We start from the raw sequence: 21,770 nt of genomic DNA on the forward strand, positions 1-21,770 counted from the left end.
GCGACGCGCGGCATCGTGTTTCAGAACGCCGGGCATTGCCCGGCGTTCTTCGTGCGGGGTGTTGAAGCGGTCGACAAGGTCCGCGCACTTTCGCGCAATTCGGTCATTGAAGCGCCATTCGCGGCGCCTTCCCTGCGTGCGTCTGCACGCGACGTACACACGGATGCCGCATGCCGCCGCATCGCGCCGATGCCGCTCGCACACATCGATGCACGCATCGGACAAATTCCGCGCAGCGCGCTAGAAGCGCTTAAAACAAGCGCTTTCCTGCAACAGCATCGACACGTCGGCGTTTCCACCCTCGCTTGCGCGGCACGTCGGCACGTCGCTTTCGCCGGCGATGGCGGTGATGGCCGCTCCCGTGCAGTGCCATCGGGGCGACGAAGGGTGTTGACACCGAAAAAAACCGTGATTAGGTTTCGCCACAACAACACGTGGCAACAGAAGCGAGTGAGTGCGAACCAAGCGACAGCGCGCGATACAACTCAGTCCTCCGCCGGGATGCCCGGCATGGTGGGCTCGGGCGTTGTCTCCCCCGCGAAAACTCGAGGGCCATCGAATCATGCAACCCGCGATGCATTGCGCAGCGGGTTTTTTCGTATCGAGCGATACCAGATCCGGCACGACGCGCTCTGCGCGTCGTCGGTTGGCCGTGGGTCCGATACCCGCGGTGCGTTTCGTACTGGGCAGTAGTACCTGCAAGTCCCACTGACGAGGAGAGCCATCACATGGCCACTAAGAAAGTCGTGAAAAAGAAGCCCGCCAAGAAGGCGGCGAAGAAGACCGCGAAGAAGGCCGTGCGCAAGGCTGCACCGCGCAAGGCCGCCAAGAAGGTCGCGAAGAAGAAGGTCGCCAAGAAGGCCGTGAAGAAGGCCGTGAAGAAGGCTGCCAAGAAGACCGCGAAGAAGGCCACCCGCAAGGTCGCCAAGAAGAAGGTCGCCAAGAAGGTAGCGAAGAAGAAGGTAGCCAAGAAGGCCACCAAGAAGGCTGCCAAGAAGACCGCGAAGAAGGCCACCCGCAAGGTCGCCAAGAAGAAGGTCGCCAAGAAGGTAGCCAAGAAGGCCACCAAGAAGGCTGCCAAGAAGACCGCCAAGAAGGCGGCGAAGAAGGTCGCCAAGAAGCGCCCAGCCAAGAAGGCCGCCAAGAAGGCGGTGAAGAAGGCGGTCGCCAGGAAGTCGCCGGCGAAGAAGACGGCCAAGAAGGCCGCCAAGAAGACCGTGAAGAAGACCGTGAAGAAGACCGCCAAGAAGGCGGCGAAGAAGGGTGCGCCGCGCAAGGCCAAGGCGCCGGTCGTCTCCATCCCGGCCGCACCTGCACCGTTGATGTAAGCAATCCCGATCGCCGTAAACGCAGCCCCTCTCCCGCAGCCCAGGCGGGGGAGGGGTTTTTCTTGGTTCATCTCCGAACTCCGGGGAGCCGGTTCGACGAGGAGTGTCTGCTTCCTTCGCTATGCGTCGCCGTGACCTGGAGGGCCCCGCCGCGGCCGGGAGGCCTTCGCGGCTCATGTCCCCCGGCATCCGCCTGGCGGCGAATGCCTCCTCCTTTACTTCCCCGCGAAGGCCTCCCGGCCACGGCGGGGCTCGGCTTCGGCCGCAGATGCGCATGGTCCCGGGCTTCGCTCCTGGGCCACCGCGTACTGCTGCGCACCGGGTGCCAAGGCCCTTGAGAGCGAAGTCAAGGAGGAGGCGATGGCCGCAGGCCAGCGCCGGGGGACATGAGCACTCAAGGGCCTTGGCACCCGGCACCCGGCGCCCCAGAGGATCAATGGCGCGCCATTCCCTCAGTTGGGAGATGAACCTTTTTCTTTGGTGCGTTACTGCGGCTTTGCGGTCGAGGCGGCGGCGCCGGAACCGCCGGAACCCGCCGTCGACGTCGTGCCGGCGCGTCGCGTCGGCATGGCATCGCTGTCGGCTGCGGCGTTGGCAAGCAACAGCTCGTCCACCTCTTCAAGATCGACATCCAGCCACTGCCGCGGGCCCAGGCCGATGGCGCTGTCGAGGATGGTCGGCAGCAGGCCGGTGGGCAGGCTGCTTTCGCCGTTCCACAGCACCACCACGCCCAGGTCGCGCTCGGGCATCAGGGCCATCAGGCCGCGATAGCCCTGGACCGCGCCGGCGTGGAAGACCACGCGATGGCCGGCATATTCATAGACGCGCCAGCCAAGCGCATAGCCGGCCTCGTTCACGCGTTCCCGCCGCCATGACGAGGTGCGCATCTCGCGCGGTGTCGATACCAGCGGCTGCTGCAGCGTTGCCAGCAGCGGCGCCGGCAACACGTCGGGGCGGCGCCCGGACTGCGCGATCAGCCACTGGGCCATGTCGCTGATACTGGCGTTGACGCCGGCGGCCGGTGCGACCCGGTAGTAGGTGGGTTTGGGCGTGAGCGAGCGCCAGCCGCCGCCCGCGCGCACGTGCGGCCTGGCCCAGCGCGGACTCGCCTGGATGCCCTCGAGGCCGTAGCTGGCATCGTTCATGCCCAGCGGCTTGAAGATGCGTCCGGCGACGGCCTCGCTGAAGAACTGGCCGGTGGCGGCGAACACCACGTCGCCGACCAGGCTGAAGGCCACGTTCTGGTAGCTGTAGCACTCGCCGACGTCGCAGGTCATCGGTGCGTCGGCGAACCTCTGCACCAGGGTGCGGTAGTCGGCATTGCGCTCGATGTCGCGGTCGTAGGTGTTGCGGCCAAGTCCGACGCGATGGCTGAGGACATCGGCGACGGTCAGCTTGCCGGCGGCCTCGGGATTGGAGAAGCGCAGCGCCGGCATGAAGTCGGCGACGTTGCTGTCCCAGCGCAGCGAACCTTCGGCGACCAGCAGGCCGGTCACGGTGCCGGCGAACGGCTTGGACAGCGACGCCAGGCGGAAGACCGTGTGTGCGTCGACCGGCTCGGCGGCGCTGACATCGGTGATGCCATAGCCGCGCGCGCTGAGCACCTCGCCCTTGTGGACGATGGCCATCGCCAGGCCGGGCACGCGCTGGTTCGCCACCACCATCTGCGCCATGGCTTCGAAGCGGGCGACGTCGAAATCGGTGGCCAACGGCATCGGCGTGGTGCCCGGCGGCAACATCGGCGCCGGGCCGGCGACCACGGGTACTGCCGGTGCCGCCTTGACCTGGACATCCGTGGACGGCTGCCATGCGAGTTCCGACTGTGCCGCCGTACCCACCGCCATTGGCGTGAGACATGCGAAGAGGCCTGCGGCCAACAAGAGGCGGCGAGGCGTGCGCGCTGCTTCTTTCATCGGGCGTTCCCCCTGCGTATGCTGCGACTGCGGGGTGATCATATGCCCCTGTTTCCGCATTTGCATGAACAAGGGGAGCTTTGATGTCCAGCCTGCTGATCCTGCTCGTGTTTGCCGGTGTGATCGTGGTCGCGCTGATGTGGGGCGTGGGCATCTACAACGGCCTCATCTCCGCCCGCAACGCGTTCAAGAACGCGTTCGCCCAGATCGACGTGCAGCTGCAGCGCCGCTTCGACCTGATCCCGAACCTGGTCGAGACCGCCAAGGGCTATCTCACGCACGAGCGAGAGACCCTCGAGGCCGTGATCGCCGCCCGCAGCGCCGCGATGTCGGGTCTGTCGGCGGCCAAGGCCAGCCCGGGCGATCCCGCGGCGATGGCCGAGCTCGGCCAGTCGCAGGGCCTGCTCAACGGCGCCCTGGGCCGCCTGATGATGGTCGCCGAGGCCTATCCGGACCTCAAGGCCAACCAGAACATGATGCAGCTCACCGAGGAGCTCACCTCTACGGAGAATCGCGTCGCCTTCGCGCGCCAGGCCTACAACGACTCGGTGATGGCCTACAACATCAAGCGCGAAGTGTTCCCGTCCAACATCCTGGCCGGCATGTTCAACTTCGATGCCGCGGCGCTGCTGGAGATCCCGGCCGACAAGGCCGAGGTCCGCGAGGCGCCGAAGGTCCAGTTCTAGCGCTCGATGAACTTCTTCGAGCAGCAGGCGAAGGCCCGCCGCAACAGCACCCGGCTGGTTGTCCTGTTCGCGCTGGCGGTGGTCGGCATCGTGCTGGCCATCGACATCGCGGTGGCAGTGATGGCGGGCCCCAACTGGGGCCTGCTGGCATTCACCACCCTGGCCACGCTGGCGGTGATCGGGCTGGGGTCGCTGTACCGGATGGCCTCGCTGCGCGGCGGCGGCGACACGGTGGCGCTGCAGTTCGGCGGCACCCCGGTTCCGCAGGACACCACCGATGCATCGCTGCGCCGCCTGCGCAACGTGGTCGAGGAGATCTCGATCGCCTCGGGCACACCGGTGCCGAGCCTCTACGTGCTCGAGAACGAGTCGGCGATCAACGCCTTCGCCGCCGGTTATTCGCCCAGCGACGCGGCGATCGCGGTGACCCGGGGGGCGCTCGACCGCCTCAACCGCGACGAGCTGCAGGGTGTCATCGCGCACGAATTCAGCCACGTGCTCAACGGCGACATGCGCCTGAACATCCGCCTGATGGGCGTGCTGTTCGGCATCCTCATGATCAGCCTGATCGGGCGCAAGGTGCTGTACCTGGGCGGTAGCCGCAGCCGCAACGGGGCCGCGATCCTGGGCGCGGCGCTGGTGGCGATCGTGGTCGGCGCCATCGGCATGTTCTTCGCGCGCATGATCAAGGCCAGCGTCAGTCGCACGCGCGAACGCCTGGCGGACGCCTCGGCGGTGCAGTTCACGCGCCAGACCGCGGGTCTGGCCGGCGCGCTCAAGAAGATCGGCGGCCTGCCCGACGGCGCGCGCCTGAGCGACAGGGCCGACGCCGAGGAGGCCAGCCACATGCTGTTCGGCGACGGCGTCGGCTTCAGCGGCCTGTTCGCCACCCACCCGCCGATCCTCGAGCGCATCCAGGCGCTGGAGCCGGGCTTCGGCGGCGAGCAGCTCGAACGCATGCGCGCACAGTGGGCGATGGCGCCGCCGTCGGGCCTGCAGGAAGACCGGATGATGGGCCTGGACGGGCACCCGGGCACGCTGCCGGCGCGTGACGGCAACTTCGATGTCACGCCGCCAATGGTGTCCGCCCAGGTCGGCCATCCGGAGGCGGACGACTACCATCGCGCCGATGCCATCGTCCATGCCATGCCCGAAGCGCTGCGCACGCTGGCGCGCTCGCGCGAGGCGGTGCTGCCGCTGGTGCTGGGGCTGCTGCTCGACGACGATCCCGGAATCCGCGGGCGCCAGCTGCCGGAAATCACCGCGCGCCTGGGCGACGCGGTGGCCCAGGGGGCGCTGGCACTGCATCGCGGCGAGCTGGTCGCGCTGCACCCGATGCAGCGCCTGCCGCTGGCCGCGATCGCGTTCCCGGTGCTGCGCCGGCGCCCACGCCCGGAGCTGGAAACATTCCTCGACACCGTGCACGCCGTGGTCCACTGCGACGGCCGCGTATCGCTGTTCGAATACTGCATGGCGCGACTGCTCGAAGTGCAGCTGCGTGAGTCGCTGGACCCCCGCAACCACGCGCGCTTCGGTCGCCGCAAGCCGGGCAGCGTGCGCCAGGAGTTCGCGACCCTGCTTGCGGTCGTGGCGCACGCCGGCAGCCCGGGCGACCCGGCCGCGGCGCAGCGCGCGTACCTGGCCGGCCTGCAGCGCGTGCTGCCGCGCGACCATCTGCCCTACGCGCCGCCGGCCGCGGGCGTGCTCGCGCTCGACGAGGTCTGGCCGGCGCTCGACGCGCTGGAGCCGCTGGCCAAGCAGGCGATGGTCGAGGCGGTGACCGCCGCGGCCAGCCACGACGGTCGCATCTCGGTGGCCGAGTCCGAGTTGCTGCGCACCATCTGCGGCGTGCTGCACTGCCCGCTGCCTCCGGGACTCGAAGCAGCGGGCTGAGGCAAGCCGCCCGCACAAACGCATAGTCCCCGCCGCAAGGTGGCGGCAGGGTCGCCCGATCGGATAACGTGCGGCTTGCAATGGGCGGCGACTGGAAGGCACCGGTTTGATGATCAGCGAGCAGGTGGGCACCGGTCGGCGCCTGGGACGCTTCCGGGCCGCGCTGTCCGCCTCGCCACCGCTGTGGTGGGCGATGCTCTACTTCTTCAGCCTGCTCTGCGGCTACTACGTGCTGCGCCCGGTGCGCGACGCCATGGGTGCCTCGTCCGACGCGGCGGCCGTATTCCCGCGCGGCCTGATCGCACTGGGCGAGCGCCTGGGCATCGAGGTCGGCGCCTTCACCCTGCAGCTGCTGTTCACCGCCACCTTCATCGCCATGGTGCTGCTGCAGCCGCTGTACGGTGCCCTGGTGTCGCGCTTCCCGCGGCGCGTCTTCCTGCCGGCGGTGTACCTGGTGTTCATCGCCTGCCTGCTGGGTTTCTGGTGGGCTTTCGACAGCGGCATTCCCGGGCGCGGCGCGGTGTTCTTCGTCTGGGTGGCGGTGTTCAACCTGTTCGCGGTGACCGTGTTCTGGAGCTTCATGGCCGATGTCTTCGACAACGCCAATGCGAAGCAGTTCTACGGCTACATCGGCGCTGGCGGTACCATCGGCGCCCTGGTCGGCCCCGCCATCACGCGCTTCCTGGTGGAGCCGGTGGGCGTGGCCAACCTGCTGCTGGTCTCGGCGGGCTTCATCGGCATCTGCCTGCTGTGCATCATCAAGCTGCGGCCCTGGGCGCTGGCACGCGAGCGCAGCCACGGCGGCGGCACGGACGGGCGCGCGATGGGCGGCTCGATCCTCGCCGGCCTGCGCCTGGTCTGGGAGCGGCCGCTGCTGCGCGCGCTGGCGATGCTGATGTTCTTCGGCGTCGGCGTCGGCACCCTGCTGTACAACGAGCAGGCGGCGATCGTGCGCGCGGCCTTCGACACCGCGGAAGAGCGCGCGGCGTTCTACTCGATGCTCGACTGGGCGATCAACGGGCTCACGATCGCCATCCAGCTGTTGCTGACGCGCTTCCTGCTGCAGCGCTACGGCATCGCGCCGCTGCTGTTGCTGCCGGCGTTCGCGATCATCCTGGGCTTCGCGGCACTGTCGGCCTCGCCGCTGCCGATGCTGGTGGCGATCGTGCAGATCGTCACCCGCGCCAGCGAGTTCTCGCTGGCCAAGCCCGCGCGCGAAACCCTGTACACCCGCGTCGACCGCGAGGAGCGCTACAAGGCCAAGGCGGTCATCGACACCGCGGTCTACCGGGGCGGCGACCTCACCTTCGTCTGGGTGCACAAGGCGCTGGCGACGCTGGGTTCGAGCATGGTGTTCCTCGCCGGCCTGGGCATCGCCCTTGGCATGACCTACGGCGCGTGGCGCGTGGTGCGCGCCGAGCGCACGCTGCCGGAGGACCCCGGCCGACGCCAGGCGAGCACCGGCAGCGGGAAAGCGTCCGCGGCCACTTGAACAGCGCCCGGAACGCCAGGTGGAACAGCGCGAAGCCCAGGCTGTGGATTGCGCACAGCAGCAGCATTCACGACCGCTCCGGACTCAGGCCGCTTCGCGCGTCCCGTCCGGACGGTGGCGGTCGTAATACGTCGCCGCGCGCAGTTCGTGCGCATCGAAGTCGTCGACGGTGATCGCGTCGAGCGTCATCGCGCGCAGCTCCTCGAGCTGCACCCGCTCCTCGGCGGTGATCCAGCCTTCGCGCACGCCCTCGTCGAGCTGGCTGGCGAAGTCCAGCGCCTCGATGCCCTTGTTCTTCAGCGCCTTGAGGAACTTGCGTTCCACCGGCTCCGCGGCCACGGCGGCGGCCAGGTAGCTGTTGATGCGGCCGGCGGGGTTGTTCGCGCAGGGCGTCATGAAGACGCCCGATGCGAGCCGGTCGCGCGCTTCGTTCGGTGCCATCAGCAGCGCGGCGACGCGATGGCCGAGGCGGTCGCCCGGCGCTTCGGCGCGGCGGCCGAGCGGGAAGATCAGCAGCCACATCAGCCAGCCCACCGGGCGGATCGGGAAGTTGCGCAGCGCCGCCGAGAGCGCGGTTTCAATCTTGTGCACGCTGTCGTGGTACGCCCACGCCAGCAGCGGGCGGTCGGCGACCGGCGCGCCCTCGTCGTGGTAGCGCTTCAGGATCGCGCTGGTCATGTACAGGTGGCTGAGCACGTCGCCCAGGCGACCCGACAGGGATTCCTTGAACTTGAGCTTGCCGCCCAGCATCAGCATCGACACGTCGGCCATCAGCGCCAGGTTGGCGGAGTGGCGGTTGAGGCGGCGGAAGAAGCGGCGGGTGTAGTCGTCGCCCGGCGCCTTGCCGAAGCGCGAGCCGGTGACGGCGAACCACACCGAACGCACGGCGTTGGAAATCGCGTAGCGGATGTGGCCGAAGAGCGCGCGGTCGAAGGCCTCGAGGCCGGCGCGCTCGTCGGGATCCTGCGCCGCCTTCATTTCCTTCATCACCCAGGGATGGCAGAGGATCGCGCCCTGGCCGAAGATCAGCAGGCTGCGCGTCATGATGTTGGCGCCCTCGACCGTGATCGCGATCGGCGCTGCCTGCCAGGAACGCCCGGCGAAGTTGCGCGGGCCGAGGATGATGCCCTTGCCGCCGATCACGTCCATGACGTCCTTGGCGACCTCGCGGCCCATCTCGGTGCAGTGGTATTTCGCGATCGCCGAAGGCACCGCCGGCACGTCGCCGCGGTCGACCGCGGCCGCAGTCGCCTGCGAGAGCGCGCTGATCGCATAGGCCTTGCCGCCGATGCGGGCGAGCGCTTCCTCCACGCCCTCGAAGCGCCCGATCGACAGCCCGAACTGCTTGCGGACGCGCGCATAGGCACCGGTCGTGACCGCGCCGGACTTGGCGCCGCCGCTGGCGGTGGAGGGCAGGGTGATCGAGCGGCCGATCGACAGGCACTCGCTCAGCATGCGCCAGCCCTCGCCGAAGCCGTTTTCCTCGCCGATGATCCGGCTCAGCGGCACGAACACCTCGTGGCCGCGCACCGGGCCGTTCTGGAACGGCGAGTTGAGCGGGAAGTGGCGGCGGCCGACGTCCATGCCTTCGACCTCGCGCGGCACCAGGGCCAGGGTGATGCCGATGTCGCGGGTGTCGCCCAGCAGGCCGTCGGGGTCGTACATGCGGAAGGCCAGGCCGATCAGCGAGGCCACCGGCGCCAGGGTGATGTAGCGCTTGTCGAAGGTGAGCTTCACGCCCAGCACGCGGGCGCCGTCCCACTCGCCCTTGCAGACGATGCCGAAGTCCGGGATCGAGGTCGCGTCGGAGCCCGCGAACGGGCCGGTCAGGGCGAAGCAGGGCACCTCGCGGCCATCGGCCAGGCGCGGCAGGTAATGATCCTTCTGTGCCTGGGTGCCGTAGTGCATCAGCAGCTCGCCCGGGCCGAGCGAGTTCGGCACGCCGACCGTGGAGCTGACTACGCTTGAGATCGAGGCCAGCTTCTGGATCACCTTGTGGTGCGCCAGCGCGCTGAAGCCCAGGCCGCCGTACTCCTTGGGGATGATCATCCCGAAGAAGCGCTGCTCCTTCATGAACTGCCACAGCTCCGGCGGCAGGTCGGCGCGCACGTGGGTGATGTCCCAGTCGTCGGTCATCCGGCAAAGCGCTTCCACCGGGCCGTCGAGGAAGGCCTGCTCCTCGGCGGTGAGCTCCGGCTTCGGCTGCGACATCAGCACGTCCCAGTCCGGCGCGCCCGAGAACAGCTCGCCCTCGAAGCCGACCGAGCCGGCCTCCAGCGCGATGCGCTCGGTCTGCGACAGCGGCGGCAGGATCTTGCGGTAGAACTTCAGCAGCGGCGCGGTGACCAGGGGCTTGCGGATCGCCGGCAGCAGCAAAGGCACGGCGATCAGGGTGGCGATGACGATCGCGACCACGGTGGCGGGAATGCTGGCGCCCAGCAGCCAGCAGGCGGCGAGCGCGGCGGCGGTGATGGCCGCCCAGGTGGCGAGGCGCATCCGGTGGTAGGCGGCGAAGGCGCCGACCAGCAGCAGGACGAGGAAGGGGATGACGATACTCATGGCATGGTCTCCGCGAGCGCTGGGCTCGCCTTCGGCTGGTGGAAGCCAGTGTGCACCCGCTGACAACACGGGTCGCGCAGCGGCCATACGGATCAGTATGGACATCGGCGCCGGGCGCTGTCAATGCGGCGCCCGGCAAAGTGGAGAGACTGTCCCGCACCCATGCGTATGGATACACTCGGGAAATGAAGAAGCCTGCGGCAAAGAGCGAACGCAGCCGCCTCAGCGCCGAAGACTGGGCCGAGGCCGCACTTGACCTGGTCGCCGAGCAGGGCGTGTCCGCGGTGGCGGTCGAGCCGCTCGCACGCCGGCTGGGCGTGACCAAGGGCAGTTTCTACTGGCACTTTCCGTCCCGCGACGCGCTGCTGCAGGCTGCGCTGGAGCGCTGGGAAGCGGTCGAGGAACAGGACGTGTTCGGCAAGCTCGAGGCCGTGCCCGATCCCCGTGAACGCCTGCGCGCGCTGTTCCAGATGGTCGCGCGCGAGTTCAAGTCGCACGTGGTCTACAGCGCGCTGCTCAAGGCACCCGACCATCCGGCCGTACAGCCGGTGATCGACCGCGTCTCGCAGCGTCGGCTCGACTATCTCACCGCATCGTTCCGCCAGGCGGGCCTGGGCCGCACCGAGGCCCGGCACCGCGCGCGCCTGACCTATGCCGCCTACGTCGGATTCCTGCAGCTGAACCTGCAGTTGCACCAGGCACGGATGCCACAGGAGGAATTCGACGAATACGTCGAGCACCTGACGCGCACGCTGGTGCCGGGCTGAGGCCGAAGCGGGGCTGCGTATTGCACTGCAGCACAACGCGGGGGTGTCGGCTGGCTAGAATTGGCGGTCCAGCCTGAAAAAGCGCGCTTCGGAGGCGCAGGACATGAATGCAGTTCCCCAGCAGGGCGCGGATGCGACGCCCGGCACCCGGCTTGCGTCCCTGCGGCAGTGGGTCGACGAAGTCGCGGCGCTGACCCGTCCGGATCGCGTGGTGTGGTGTGACGGCAGCGACGCCGAAGCCGCTGCGCTGCAGGAGGCCATGATGGCCGATGGCACCCTGTTGCCGCTCAACCAGGACACCCATCCCGGCTGCGTGCTGCACCGCTCCAGCCCCGATGACGTGGCCCGGGTCGAGCACCTGACCTTCGTTTGCCCGTCGAACCGGGAGGACGCCGGCCCCAACAACCACTGGATGGCGCCGGCCGACGCCCACGCGAAGATCGACGCCCTGTTCGATGGCTGCATGCAGGGCCGCACGATGTACGTCGTCCCGTACTGCATGGGCCCGATCGACTCGCCGCTGGCGCGCTGCGGCGTCGAGATCACGGATTCCGCGTACGTCGTCGCCAACATGCGGCTGATGACGCGCATGGGCGTGACGGCACTGGCGCGCATCGAGCGCGAAGGGACCTTCGTGCGCGGCCTGCATTCCACCGGCGAGCTGGATCCCGAGCGCCGCTTCATCATGCATTTCCCGGAGGAGCTGACGATCAAGTCCTACGGCTCCGGCTATGGCGGCAACGCGCTGCTGGGCAAGAAGTGCCACGCACTGCGCATCGCGTCGTACCAGGCGCGCCAGGAGGGCTGGCTGGCCGAACACATGCTCATCGTCGGCATCGAGAATCCGCAGGGCGAGGTGCATTACGTCGCGGCGGCGTTTCCCAGCGCCTGCGGCAAGACCAACCTGGCCATGCTGATCCCGCCGGAGTCCTACCGCGAGAAGGGCTGGAAGGTGTGGACGGTCGGCGACGACATCTGCTGGATGCATCCAGGCGAGGACGGGCGGCTGTGGGCGATCAATCCCGAGGCCGGCTTCTTCGGCGTCGCCCCGGGCACGTCCGGGAAATCCAATCCCAACGCGCTGGCCTGCATCCAGGAAAACACCATCTTCACCAACGTCGCGGTCACCGACGACGGCCAGCCCTGGTGGGAAGGCCTGGACAAGCGCGTACCGGCGGAGGACTGGCAGGGCCGGCCCTACGACGCCGCCAACGGCCCGGCCGCGCACCCGAACTCGCGCTTCACCGTCAGCGCGCGGCAGTGCCCCACGTTCTCGCCGCACGCCGAGGATCCTCAGGGTGTGCCGATCAGTGCGATCGTCTTCGGTGGCCGGCGTTCCACCCTCGTGCCGCTGGTGTTCGAGGCCCGCGACTGGGCGCACGGCGTGCTCGTCGGCGCGGCGATGGCATCGGAAACCACCGCTGCCGCCACCGGGGCCGTGGGCGTGATGCGTCGCGACCCGATGGCGATGAAGCCCTTCTGCGGTTACAGCTTCGCCGACTATTTCGCGCACTGGCTGTCCTTCGACAGGCCCGGCGCGAAGCTGCCGAAGATCTTCCACGTCAACTGGTTCCGCAAGGATGCCGATGGGCGTTTCATGTGGCCCGGTTTCGGGGACAACCTGCGGGTGCTGGAATGGATCATCGGCCGCGTCGATGGCCGCGCGGCCGCCGACGCCTTGCCGATCGGCCACGTGCCGTCGGCAGGCGCGCTCGATGTCGACGGCGCGGAGGTCGCGCCGGAGGCGATGGCCGAGCTGCTGAGCGTGGATGCGGAAGGCTGGGCGGCCGAGGCCGATGTGGTCGAAGCCTACCTGCATGGGCTCGGCGTGCCGGCGGACTCCCCGCTGCGCCGGAGCCTGGAGCCGCTGCGCGCCTGACAGCGGCCCTGCGCTGACGGGGATCCGGGCGGTCGAACCGGCTCGCGGTCGGAGTTCAGGCCAGCGGCATGACGTCGAAGGCCAGGCTGATCCGCGGCCGGGTGCCGCGGTAGGGCCGCGTGTGGTGGAAGAAGTACGAGGGGAAGCTCACCAGTTCGCCAGTGCGCGGTGCATGGACGTGCCCGCGCGGCGGCGAGCGCATGGTGCCCGGTGGCGCATGCCCGAACAGCAGTGAGCCGTCGGACGGTCCGGGCTCCGCGTTCCCTGCGTCGACGTAAAGCACCCCGCTCAGCCAGCCCGCAGGGTGGATGTGCGGATCCTGGTGCCCGCCTGCGTGCAGCACGGTGGCCCAGGATTGCAGCCGCCAGCGGCGCGGCGCGGCGCGGCCCCAGGGATGCGCATGCAGCACTGGATCGGCCGACACCGCCCTGATGCGGTCGGCGACGAAGCGCTCGATGAAGGCGCCATACGCTCCAAAGGGCGAGTCCGGCGAGAGGTCGAGCATCGCGCTCTGCTCGCCGCGGCGGGTGGAGCGTCCGGCGGGCTCCCAGTGCAGCGCCGGGTGCGCCAGCGTGGCTTCGCGCAGGGCATCCAGGTCGATCGCATCGCCAGTGCCGCCGCCGGCGAGCAGCCTGTCATGGTCCATGAGCAGGTCGACCGTGGCGGCATCGCCAAGATCGTTCGCCGCCATGTAGAGGCCGGCCAGCGCGGTCTGGTCGCGCGGGTCCAGCTCCAGCGCGTGCGCGAAACGCCGGCGCGCCTCTTCCGCGTGGCCGGCGCCGAGCAGGGCGACGGCATGGTCGGTCAGCGCCGCGGGATCGGCGGGCGCGCGGCGTTCGGATTCGGCGAGCAGGGCCAGGCCTTCGTCGCGACGCCCGCTGCCATGCAGCGCATTGCCGAGGCTGCGCAGGATGCGCGGGTCGTGCGGGGCCGCGGCGCGGGCGCGCTCGAGGTAGGGAATGGCTTCGCCGTGGCGCCCCAGGCGCTGCAGGATCACGCCGGCGTTCGCCGAGGCTTCGGTGGCCGCCGGATCGATGCGCAGGAGCGCGGTGAAGTCCGCCAGCGCGTCTTCGGCGCGTTCGCAGGCGTTCAGGGCGAGCGCGCGGTTGAACAGCAGCGCGGGGTTGTCGGCGCGCGGACCGAGCGCGGCGGTGAAGTCCGCGATCGCCGCCTCGAAGCGGCTGCCGCGGGCATGGGCCGCACCGCGCAGCGCCAGCACGGACGCGTTGCCCGCGTGCACCGCCAGCGCGGCATCGAGGATGGCGACCGCGGCCAGGTCATCGTTGCGGCGCAGCGCGGCGCGGGCATCGAGTATCGCGGTATCCGGGGTGCTGTTCATGCGCTCCGCTGCACGTCAAAGCCCATGCATCATGGGAGCGCAGGCGCGCTGATTTCAAGTCGTCGCGTGCGGCCCCCGCCGCGCGGCCAGCTGCTCCACCGCCAGGTCTTCGATCGCCGCCGCCGCGCGGCGCGGGTCGAGCAGGCGGCTGCGTGCCACGGCGGCGGTGGTGCGGGCGCGAAGCTCGGCAAGCGCGACGGGATCACTGGCCAGCGCCACTGCGCGCGCGACGTAGGCGTCGGCGTCGGTGCACACCAGGTCCTCCATGCCGAGGAAGCCGTTCAGGCCGGAGCCGAGTCGCGCGAGCGGGCTGTCGCCGCGGCGTGAGAGCAGCGGCAGCCCCGCGGCCGCGGCGGCGATGCCGGTGGCGCCGGCCTGGTAGCGGAAGGCATCGAGGAAGAGGTCGCAGCTCGCGGCGCGGTCGGCCTGGCGCTCGGCCGGCAGGTGCCCGCAGGGATGCAGGCGCGCGGGATCACCACCGTGCCGCGTCCAGGCCGCGAGGAACCCGCTGCGCGCCGCCTCGGGCAGGTACACCAGGAGGTGCGCGCGTGGCGCGCGCTGCAGGATGCGCACCCAGGCGTCGACGAGCGCATCGTCCAACTTGTAGCTGTTGTTGAAGCTGGCCAGCAGCGGCACGCCCTCCGGCAGGCCGAGGCCGGCACGATCCGGGCGCCCGCTCGGCATCGCGCAGGCGGGCAGCATCAGGGTGTCCAGGCGCAGCGCTGCGTCCGACCAGGGCCAGGCGGCATCGACGGGCTGCACGTGGCGGTCGAGCACGATGCCGTCCAGCCACGGCGCCTGGTGGCCATGGATGAAACCCAGCCAGCCAAGCTGGAGTGCACAGGGTCGCAGTGCCAGCACTTCGGGGCGTGCGCCGGCGGTATAGCCGCCGAGGTCGAACAGCACGTCGATGCCGTCGTCGCGGATGCGGCGGGCGATGGCGTCGCTGGCCATCGCCTCGCAGTCGATGAAACTATCGCAGCCCGCGCGGATGGCGGTGGCAACGTCATCGTCGTGGTGGCGCAGCGAATAGGCGTGGACCTGGAAACGCGTGCGGTCGTGGGCGGCGAAATGCCCCGCGAGCAGGGTTCCAACGGCGTGCCGGCCGAAGTCGGCGGACAGGTAGCCGATGCGGATGCTCCCGCCGCCGACCGCGTGCGTTGGCGGCGGCAGCCGCGGCAGCGCGCGCGCACGGGCGAGGATGCGGCGCACCTGGCGTTCGAGCACCTGCGCGGTGGCGACGTCGCCGGTTTCCAGCCAGGACATCGGGAACGGCTCCGGCCGGTCGTCATCGCCGATGGTGCCGGCCGCCAGGAGCGCATCGGCCATGGCGGCGTGGGCGCGGCTGTCGTCGAAGCGGCAGGCCATGGCTTCGACCTGCGCCAGGCGCACCAGCACGTCGGCGCGCCCGGGGGCGGCGGCATGGGCCTGCAGGTAGGCGTCCCGCGCCACGGTGAGGTCGCCGGCGCGCTCGGCGCAGATGCCGACGTTCATGGCTTCGCCCGGATGCCCGGCCATGGCCTGGCGGTAGGCGGCGGTGGCTTCCTGCCAGCGGCACCGGGCCTGCAGCGCTTCGCCGAGGTAGTGCCAGGCTTCGAACAGGCGCGGCTCGATGGCCACAGCGGCCCGCAGCCAGGGCTCGGCCGAGGTGGCGTCGCCGGCGATCACGGCCAGGCTTCCGGCGGCGAGCAGGGCCAGCGGATCGCGCGGTTCGATAGCGAGCGCTGTGGATGCGGCGTCACGTGCAGCGGCGACGTCGCCCAGGCCACGCAGCGCGAAGGCCAGCATTGTCGCCGCCTGCGCATCGCGCGCGCCCGCGGACAGCACCTCGCGCAGCAGTGGAATCGCCTCGCGCGGGCGTGCGCGCTGCAGCAACAGGGCGGCAAGGTCGCGGCGCAGCGGCTGGTCGCCGGGGGCCGCGGCCAGCGCCCGCATGTAGTGGCGCTCGGCGCCGTCGAGGTCGCCGGCCTGGTGCAGGCGGCGGGCCGCGCCGGCCTCATCCACGCGCGGCAACCTCCAGCGTCCAGCCGAGCTTGGCGTCCGGCCGCTGCGCCAGTTCCCCGCAGGCCACATCGTGGCCCGCGGTGCGGAAGCATCCGGCAAGCCCGGCCAGCGCCTCGTCGTCGAGCAGCGAAGCGCGCAGCTGCAGCAGGCGCGCTTCCTCGTCGTCGAGCCATTGGCGGAGCGAAGCGAGTTGCCCGCGCGCGCCGTCCGGATCCGCGCCGGCGGTCCTCAGCGCATGCGAGATCGCGCGGGTGCTGCGCTCCACCACGTCGGCGGCGCCGGGTTCGGCGGCGCGGGCCAGCAGCGCCGCGGCGGCGTCGTTGAACGCCTTGCGCGCCGCCTCGGCGCCCGGGCTCGCGGCCAGCGCCGCGCGCGCGGCGGGCGTGCGGGCCCCGGCGAGCACCTCCAGCATCGCCGCGGCGGCAGGCAGCAGGGGACTGTCGCGCAGGACGTGGCCGAACCACGGCAGCCGCCCGGCGGAGGTGCGCGCGATGAGGCTGTCGGTGGAATGCAGCACCATCGCCACGCCGCCGCGCCGGCCGATCACGCGCAGGGCTTCGGCGGCCGCGGCATCCCGCGGCGCGTATTCGAACGCGAACTGCGAACACAGGAGATCCACGCCGCCGTCGGCGAAGGGCAGGGCGGTAAACGAGGTGCGCGGATGGAAGCGGATGTCGGCGAAGGCGCCTGCCCCGGCTTCGATGGCGTCACCAGGCGTGATGTCCGCAAGGTCCACGCCGTGCACGTCGAAGCCGATGCCGCGCGCCCGCGCCGCTTCCACGGCCAGCAGCGCCAGGGCTCCGTTGCCGGTGCCGATGTCGACCATCACGCTGCCGTTGGCGAGCCGACCGAACTGCGCCGCCCAGAACGCGCGGACCGGACCCTCGTAGTTCCCGTCCATGGCGGTCGAGCAGGAATGCAGCACGCCGCTGCGCCACAGGCGCGTCCACGGCGCGGCCTGCGCAGGGCTGCCCGCCCCCGGGTCCACCGGTACACCGCTGCCGCTCATGCCGGCGGCTTCTTCCAGCGGCACCAGGCATTGAGCGCGACGACGATGCGCGGGCGCTCGCCGGTGTATGGGAACACCTCGTGCAGCAGGTAGGAGGGGAACGCGATCAACTGCCCGGCCTTGTGCTTGAGCTGCCAGGCACCGATGCGATAGGGGATCTGCAGGTGCTCGTTGGCCGGGTCGCGGTACATGTCGCTGCCCACCCGGGGATCGTGGAAACGCACCAGGCCACTCTGGGGTTCGCTGGCGTCGCCCGGGTCCACGCAATAGATCGCCGACCAGCTGGCGTTGGGATGGTTGTGCACCGACTGGAAGCCACCGCGGCGGGTGACGTGGAACCAGCTGTGCATGTCGACCTCGATGTTGTCCATCTGCGCGTCGTCGAAACCGCTGATGCCGCGGACGAAGTTGTCGAGCAGCGAGTCGATGTGGGAGAACAGCGCCCGCACCGGGGCCTCGGGCCGGCGGTGCAGGTAGAAGTTGCTCTCGAAGATTCCGTGCTGGGTGTCGCGCGCCTGGATGTCGCGATGGCGATCGCCTTCGGCCTCGAGTCCGAGGAACAGCTCCCGCAGGCCGGCGTTCAGCGCCTCCGCCCCGGGTATCTGCGCCTGCAGCAGGGGCACGGCATACAGCGGGTGCACGGTAGCCTGGACTTCGTCGGTCTGCGTCATGGCGAAGGGGACTCGGGTTGCCGGGATACGGAATGATGCCATTTCGCCGCCGCTCCCCGGACTGCGGCCAGGAAGATGGCGGATGCGGGAAGGAAGCGCCGGGCGCTTCCGATGGAGCGGGTGTGCACCGGCTCGCGCACCTGGGCTTCGCTGTAGGTCGCGGTCTGCACGTCCTGGCGCCAGAACTCGGGGATCGACGGATCCCAGTCGAGGCCCAGGCGTGACAACAGGGGTCGCAGGCTGGCCTCGGGCGCGCGTGCGAGGTCTTCGAAGCGCAGGTGCAGCACGCGCGTGGGGCTGCGTTCGCGCAGGCCGCGAAGGTGGCTGGCGATGGCGCCCGCATAGTGGCCGAGGTCGGCGCCTTCGCAGGCGTAGGCGCTGCCCGACTCGAAGTCGTGCATGTGTATGGAGGTCGCGCAGTCATCCAGCCCGCGCTCAAGGTGCACGACGAGGGCGTCCGGGAAGCGGGCGAGCGCGTGACCGGCGTGTTCCGCGTTTCCGGGAAGCTTGTCGACCACCACGGGTGCGCCGTCCGCAAGATCGGCGAGCGCGGCGCGGTACCAGTCACGGGCATGGGCGCCGCTGCGGGCGGGGGGCGGGTCGGCGGCGAGCGCGGGCAGCAGGCCCTGTTCGCCGACGTTGGCGATCGACGGGTGCGCGCCCAGCAGGCTGGCAAGCAGGGTGGTCCCGCTGCGGGGAAGGCCGACGATGAAGACTTCGCTGCAGGGCCTGCCCCGGTCGGGCAACGGCGCCAGGCTGCGGTCGTGGGCGAGTCGTGCCTCGAATGCGGCACGATCCCAGGGGCCGATGCGGCCGCGCTTCCGCGCCTGCGCCGCGGCGGCCAGCGCGAACGCGCGCTGCGGATCCCGCGGCGCAACGGCGCGCGCCAGTGCGAAGCCGGCCTTCTCGCGGTCGTAGTCGGTGGCACCCGCGGCGAGGATGCGCTCCAGCGCCTGCACCGCATGGTCCGGCATGGCGCCGGGGGCTTCGAATTCGGCGTACTTCTGCAGGGCATCGACCCAGTGGGGATGGCGCCCGATGACTTCCCGGAAGCGTGCGCGGGCCTCGTCGCCGCGGCCGACGGCCTGCGCGACCTGGGCGGCCAGGAGTTGGACGTCGGGGGGCGTGGCGGCGCCGATCGGCCAGCCGCCGGTCACCCGCCATGCGCGCTGGGGCCGGTTGCCGAGCAGCATGGCCTGCAGCCAGGCGCCGAGTACCTGCGGGTTCGGCGCTGCTGCGCCGTGCATGCGGTCGAGTGCCCGCAGCCGGGCATAGGGATCGTTGCGCAGGGCTGGATCGGCCAGCAGTGCGCCCAGCATCGCCGGATCGGCGCGGGCGAGGCGTGCCTCGACGGCGGGATCCGGATGCGGTGCCCACGGAGGATCGGGTCGGTCCATCCCCTGCTCCAAAAAAAGACGGCCCGCAATGCGGGCCGTCCAATGTTACGCAATTACCGCTGGATCAGAAGTTCTGCTCGTAGCGGATGTAGGGGGTGCGACCCCAGATGTTGTACAGCGTGTTGTCGTAGTACGGGAAGCCATACAGCGAGGCGTTGAACGGAGGCATCTTGTTGCCGACGTTGCGGACGCCCATGGCCACCTTGGCGTTCCACGGCAGCTTCACGCTGCCCTGCAGGTCCCAGGTCGTCCACGACGGCAGGCGGCGGTTGACTCGGGCGCCGGCAGCGTTGGTGGTGATTTCACCGCTGTCGCCGATGTAGTTGCCGATGGCGACGGCCGACCAGTCACCCGAATCCCAGCCCAGCGAAAGCTGCGCGCGGTTCTCGGGCTGGCCGGGATCGCCGATCTGCTCCTGCGTCGGGGACAGGATCGGGGTGAAGTTGTACTCCAGCATGTGCGACACGGCAAGGCGGGTATTGAACGTGCCCATGGCTTCGGTGTCGAGGCGGTAGCTGGCCTCGAGGTCGATGCCGCGGACGGTCTGCAGCGCACCGTTGTCGATCGGCAGCAGGATCTGCTGCGGCACGCCCGGCATCATGGTGGTGCCGTCGGGCGCCAGGAAGCCAGGGGTACGGGTCACGCCATAGCTCGGACGGCCCTCGTCGCCGAACTGGAACGCCAGCGCGCGCGGCACGTTGGAGATCACGTTCTCCAGCTCGATGTCGTAGTAGTCGAGCGCGAACGACATCGCGTCGGTCGGGCTCCACACCACGCCCAGGCCCCAGTTCTTCGACTCTTCCGGCTTCAGGTTCGAGTTGGAAGTGACCAGCCACTGGTACTGGCCCTCGGTCAGGCAGGGATCGACCGGGTAGGGGTTGTAGGTCGCGTCGCCCGTGTTCGTACGTGCGGTGCGGAGCGCGGCGCAGGCCAGGGCGTCGCCACCGGCGAGGCCGGCAGACGGCACGGGCGGGCTGTTGAGGTTGGTCGTGGACGACGCACCGTACAGGTTGGCCATGCTCGGGGCCTTGAAGCCCTTGCCCCACGAGCCACGGACCAGCAGGCTGTCGATCGGGCGGAACTCCATCGACACGCGCGGCGAGAACTTGCTGCCGACGTCGTTGTAGCTGTCGTAGCGGCCGGCCAGCGTCACGCTGAAGGTGTCGAGGATCGGGAACAGCGACTCGAAGTAGGCGGCGTAATAAGCGCGCTCGCCACCACCCGGGGCACCCGCCGAACCGAAGACGTTGCCGGCGGCACTCTGTGCGTCATAGAGCTGCAGGAAGCGGTCGTCGCGGTATTCGAAGCCGGTGACGAAGCCGACCGGGCGGTCGCCGATGTCGAACAGGTCGAAACCGATGTTGCCGTCGACGGTGAAGGTGCGCTGCTTGGACTCCACGTACACGGTGTGGCCGACCAGCGGAGCCGCGGCGGTGACGCTCGGATGGGTGGGGATGAAGGGGTTGTAGTCGCCGGAGTCGATCAGCTCCTGCAGGACGCTGCCGATGCCGTAGTTGTAGTTCACCGACGACTGGTTGGACTCGCCGTGGCCAGCCGTGAGCTGCCAGTCGGCGCCGCCGAACATGTCGACGATGCCGCGCAGGCCGACGCTGTACTCGCGGAAGGTGTCAGCGCGCAGCGAGTCGCGGGTGCCGAGCGGGGTGAAGCGGTAATACAGGGTGCCGTCGGCGCCGTGCGGGTTGTGCGGATTGTCCGCGGAGATGGTCGGGAAGGTGTCGACCGGCGCCGAGGCGTACACGCCCAGGCTGTCGGTGTTCGACGCCAGCGCGCGGAAGAACAGCGAGGTGTTGTCGGTGATGTCGTAGTTGCCGTTCAGCAGCATGGCATTGCGGTTCATCGACGACTCGTTGGCCGAGGTGGCGCCGTGGTCGAAGCCGCAGGTGCCGTTCGCCTGCATGACACTGTTCTCGAACGAGTCGCAGTTCGGGGCGGAGACGATGCCACGGCCGGGGATGAAGATGTTGGCCGCGGAGTTGAAGGTGCTCAGGCCCCAGGCCAGGCCGGCCCCGGTGACGATGCCCTTGATGTCGCGGTTGTACATCATCTCGCGTTCCATGTGGTCCAGAACGAAAGTGACGTTGCCGCGGTCGGAGCTGATGCCGCCGGCCACGCTGGCGTAGTTGCCGTTCGGGCCGACCTTCGGGCTTTCGACGCCGCCGGAGATGGTCATGCCTTCGTAATCCTTGCGCAGGATCACGTTGACCACGCCGCCGATCGCGTCGGAGCCGTACACCGCGCCCGCGCCTTCACGCAGGATTTCGATGCGCTCGACCGCCGAGGTCGGGATCATGTTGATGTTGGCGGCGGCGCCGTTCAGCGCGCCCGAGGTCGTCATGCGACGGCCGTCCAGCAGCACCAGGGTGTAGGACGAGCCGAGGCCGCGCAGGCTGATGGTGGCCTGCGAACCGGTCGACGAGCCCGAAGCCTCGCGGGTGGAGCCGAACGAGTTGTAGACGGAGTTGCGCAGGAAGTCGGCGACCGAGATCTCGCCAGCGGCGTCCATGTCGGCACGGCTGATGACGGTGATCGGGTTCGGGCCTTCGATTTCAGCGCGCTTGATGCGCGAGCCGGTCACCTCGATGCGATCGAGGGTGGTGGCTTGCTGTTCCGAGCTGTCCTGCGCGAACGCGACGCCGGTACCGGCGAGGGCGGTCGCACCGGACACGAGCGCGAAAGTGATCGCGTCGCGGAGCTTGGTGGTCTTGACGGTCATCTCTTCTCTCTCCAAATGAGTCTTGGGTAAATCCCATGGGAGCTCACCGGTGAAGTCAAGATCGACGCCAAGCCCGGCAAGCCGATGCCGATAGTAGCC

15 protein-coding genes are annotated in these 21,770 nt (G+C 69.7%); 7 read left to right on the forward strand and 8 right to left on the reverse strand.

Translation table 11 applies throughout. From position 1 onward, the window contains the following. Positions 1 to 15: 15 nt before the first annotated feature. Positions 16 to 693, forward strand: a complete 678-nt coding sequence (locus E2169_RS09940) for a hypothetical protein (protein ID WP_132986458.1) — start codon at positions 16 to 18, stop codon at positions 691 to 693. A 35-nt stretch (positions 694 to 728) separates the two neighbouring features. After that, positions 729 to 1,328, forward strand: a complete 600-nt coding sequence (locus tag E2169_RS09945; protein ID WP_132986459.1) for a histone — start codon at positions 729 to 731, stop codon at positions 1,326 to 1,328. Positions 1,329 to 1,813: 485 nt separating this feature from the next. Here E2169_RS09945 and E2169_RS09950 read toward each other — a convergent pair whose 3' ends face one another. After that, complete coding sequence (locus E2169_RS09950; RefSeq protein ID WP_132986460.1) at positions 1,814 to 3,241, reverse strand: serine hydrolase domain-containing protein; 1,428 nt, start codon at positions 3,239 to 3,241, stop codon at positions 1,814 to 1,816. An 83-nt stretch (positions 3,242 to 3,324) separates the two neighbouring features. Between E2169_RS09950 and E2169_RS09955 the strand changes: the two genes are divergently transcribed. From E2169_RS09955 to E2169_RS09965, 3 genes are all read left to right on the forward strand, one after another. After that, positions 3,325 to 3,927: a LemA family protein gene (locus E2169_RS09955; protein ID WP_188726151.1), complete on the forward strand. Its 603-nt coding sequence runs from the start codon at positions 3,325 to 3,327 to the stop codon at positions 3,925 to 3,927. 6 nt (positions 3,928 to 3,933) lie between these two features. Beyond that, entirely contained in the window at positions 3,934 to 5,820 is a 1,887-nt protein-coding gene (locus E2169_RS09960) for a M48 family metallopeptidase (RefSeq protein WP_132986462.1), read from the forward strand. A gap of 109 nt (positions 5,821 to 5,929) precedes the next feature. Beyond that, positions 5,930 to 7,312 (forward strand): NTP/NDP exchange transporter, encoded by a 1,383-nt coding sequence (locus tag E2169_RS09965; RefSeq protein WP_132986463.1) that lies wholly within the window; start codon positions 5,930 to 5,932, stop codon positions 7,310 to 7,312. An 84-nt stretch (positions 7,313 to 7,396) separates the two neighbouring features. On the opposite strand, the gene E2169_RS09970 is transcribed toward E2169_RS09965, so the two are convergent. Beyond that, positions 7,397 to 9,871: an acyl-CoA dehydrogenase gene (locus tag E2169_RS09970; RefSeq protein ID WP_132986464.1), complete on the reverse strand. Its 2,475-nt coding sequence runs from the start codon at positions 9,869 to 9,871 to the stop codon at positions 7,397 to 7,399. A 185-nt stretch (positions 9,872 to 10,056) separates the two neighbouring features. On the opposite strand from E2169_RS09970, the gene E2169_RS09975 reads away from it, so the two are divergent. Next, complete coding sequence (locus tag E2169_RS09975) at positions 10,057 to 10,638, forward strand: TetR/AcrR family transcriptional regulator (protein ID WP_132986465.1); 582 nt, start codon at positions 10,057 to 10,059, stop codon at positions 10,636 to 10,638. A gap of 103 nt (positions 10,639 to 10,741) precedes the next feature. Further along, positions 10,742 to 12,517 carry a phosphoenolpyruvate carboxykinase (GTP) gene (locus tag E2169_RS09980; protein ID WP_132986466.1) on the forward strand — a complete coding sequence of 592 codons (1,776 nt, stop codon included), beginning with the start codon at positions 10,742 to 10,744 and terminating at the stop codon, positions 12,515 to 12,517. Between the two features lie 55 nt (positions 12,518 to 12,572). Here E2169_RS09980 and E2169_RS09985 read toward each other — a convergent pair whose 3' ends face one another. The 6 genes from E2169_RS09985 to E2169_RS10010 all read right to left on the reverse strand — a co-directional run bounded on the left by E2169_RS09985 (position 12,573) and on the right by E2169_RS10010 (position 21,671). Next, positions 12,573 to 13,856: a putative 2OG-Fe(II) oxygenase gene (locus E2169_RS09985; protein ID WP_132986467.1), complete on the reverse strand. Its 1,284-nt coding sequence runs from the start codon at positions 13,854 to 13,856 to the stop codon at positions 12,573 to 12,575. 54 nt (positions 13,857 to 13,910) lie between these two features. Continuing rightward, positions 13,911 to 15,860, reverse strand: a complete 1,950-nt coding sequence (locus tag E2169_RS09990) for an O-linked N-acetylglucosamine transferase, SPINDLY family protein (protein WP_165942394.1) — start codon at positions 15,858 to 15,860, stop codon at positions 13,911 to 13,913. After that, positions 15,853 to 16,869 carry a class I SAM-dependent methyltransferase gene (locus E2169_RS09995; RefSeq protein WP_132986469.1) on the reverse strand — a complete coding sequence of 339 codons (1,017 nt, stop codon included), beginning with the start codon at positions 16,867 to 16,869 and terminating at the stop codon, positions 15,853 to 15,855. Before E2169_RS09995 ends, E2169_RS09990 begins: the two co-directional genes overlap by 8 nt. After that, on the reverse strand, positions 16,866 to 17,540 hold the full coding sequence (locus tag E2169_RS10000; protein ID WP_165942395.1) for a TIGR02466 family protein: 675 nt from the start codon (positions 17,538 to 17,540) through the stop codon (positions 16,866 to 16,868). Before E2169_RS10000 ends, E2169_RS09995 begins: the two co-directional genes overlap by 4 nt. Beyond that, positions 17,537 to 18,937 (reverse strand): sulfotransferase, encoded by a 1,401-nt coding sequence (locus tag E2169_RS10005; protein WP_132986471.1) that lies wholly within the window; start codon positions 18,935 to 18,937, stop codon positions 17,537 to 17,539. The genes E2169_RS10000 and E2169_RS10005 overlap by 4 nt, the downstream gene beginning before the upstream one ends. Before the next feature lie 64 nt (positions 18,938 to 19,001). Continuing rightward, the gene (locus tag E2169_RS10010) at positions 19,002 to 21,671 is read right to left on the reverse strand and encodes a TonB-dependent receptor (RefSeq protein WP_132986472.1); all 2,670 of its coding nucleotides are present in this window, start codon (positions 21,669 to 21,671) and stop codon (positions 19,002 to 19,004) included. Between the last annotated feature and the right edge of the window lie 99 nt (positions 21,672 to 21,770).

This window comes from Luteimonas terricola (genome assembly GCF_004352845.1).
Lineage (GTDB): Bacteria > Pseudomonadota > Gammaproteobacteria > Xanthomonadales > Xanthomonadaceae > Luteimonas > Luteimonas terricola.

Bases quoted from the DNA above. Each gene is read 5' to 3' on its own strand.
- E2169_RS09945 (WP_132986459.1), top strand. From the start codon at position 729: ATGGCCACTAAGAAAGTCGTGAAAAAGAAGCCCGCCAAGAAGGCGGCG.
- E2169_RS09950 (WP_132986460.1), bottom strand. From the start codon at position 3,241: ATGAAAGAAGCAGCGCGCACGCCTCGCCGCCTCTTGTTGGCCGCAGGC.
- E2169_RS09955 (WP_188726151.1), top strand. From the start codon at position 3,325: ATGTCCAGCCTGCTGATCCTGCTCGTGTTTGCCGGTGTGATCGTGGTC.
- E2169_RS09960 (WP_132986462.1), top strand. From the start codon at position 3,934: ATGAACTTCTTCGAGCAGCAGGCGAAGGCCCGCCGCAACAGCACCCGG.
- E2169_RS09965 (WP_132986463.1), top strand. From the start codon at position 5,930: ATGATCAGCGAGCAGGTGGGCACCGGTCGGCGCCTGGGACGCTTCCGG.
- E2169_RS09970 (WP_132986464.1), bottom strand. From the start codon at position 9,871: ATGAGTATCGTCATCCCCTTCCTCGTCCTGCTGCTGGTCGGCGCCTTC.
- E2169_RS09975 (WP_132986465.1), top strand. From the start codon at position 10,057: ATGAAGAAGCCTGCGGCAAAGAGCGAACGCAGCCGCCTCAGCGCCGAA.
- E2169_RS09980 (WP_132986466.1), top strand. From the start codon at position 10,742: ATGAATGCAGTTCCCCAGCAGGGCGCGGATGCGACGCCCGGCACCCGG.
- E2169_RS09985 (WP_132986467.1), bottom strand. From the start codon at position 13,856: ATGAACAGCACCCCGGATACCGCGATACTCGATGCCCGCGCCGCGCTG.
- E2169_RS09995 (WP_132986469.1), bottom strand. From the start codon at position 16,869: ATGAGCGGCAGCGGTGTACCGGTGGACCCGGGGGCGGGCAGCCCTGCG.
- E2169_RS10000 (WP_165942395.1), bottom strand. From the start codon at position 17,540: ATGACGCAGACCGACGAAGTCCAGGCTACCGTGCACCCGCTGTATGCC.
- E2169_RS10005 (WP_132986471.1), bottom strand. From the start codon at position 18,937: ATGGACCGACCCGATCCTCCGTGGGCACCGCATCCGGATCCCGCCGTC.
- E2169_RS10010 (WP_132986472.1), bottom strand. From the start codon at position 21,671: ATGACCGTCAAGACCACCAAGCTCCGCGACGCGATCACTTTCGCGCTC.